Source organism: Yoonia sp. R2-816 (genome assembly GCF_046762905.1).
Classification (GTDB): Bacteria; Pseudomonadota; Alphaproteobacteria; order Rhodobacterales; family Rhodobacteraceae; genus Yoonia.
The window spans coordinates 1-556 of the sequence record NZ_JBKQXN010000240.1 but is presented as its reverse complement, the minus strand read 5'-3'; the positions used below and the strand labels follow the sequence as shown (position 1 = coordinate 556).

Here is a 556-nt window from a genome sequence, read left to right as displayed (position 1 = left end):
AATCCATGTGGATCGGGCAACGTCGTGATGGTAGTCTTCGTCATGTGGCATATCCTTTTCTCAAATGAGAATTGCGGCGCGTCAACAACGCCATGATATGCCGCCCCTCAGGGGCTATCACCAACTTTCAGCTATATCTCCGAGATGCAACGATAGTGCCAGTCTTCAAATTGTTCTGTGACAACGGTTGCGGACTGATCGGACGCGGTCGCAATAGTTGACTGTGCAAATGCGGTGACCGGCAACATCAAGAATCCAAAAATTATAAAGCTGAAGCGCAACAAACCTAAGAGCGCACTCTTTTTATCCATAGACGAGTTCATCGTGCGCTTTTGTTCTTGTTTGCCGCATTTTAATAAGAGGTGAGAGCTCATTGATCTGTTCCGGTAGAGGGCAGGATAGTACGCCAAGGCTGTAACTAAAGCATTTCGATAAAAGTTTGAGTCGGCAGGATTCCCCTGAGACATGATCTGTGGTTCACCCTTTTTGGGAGGATTGATCATGCCAGCACCGTTGCCGATGGAATTGCGAGATCGTTTTGCACGATTGATTGAGG

At 47.5% G+C, this 556-nt stretch carries 1 protein-coding gene; it reads right to left on the bottom strand.

Going from position 1 to position 556, the window contains the following annotated elements:
- Positions 1-131: 131 nt before the first annotated feature.
- Positions 132-556: hypothetical protein (locus ACFWW2_RS16285; protein WP_393929633.1), on the bottom strand; the 425-nt coding region annotated here is incomplete at its 5' end.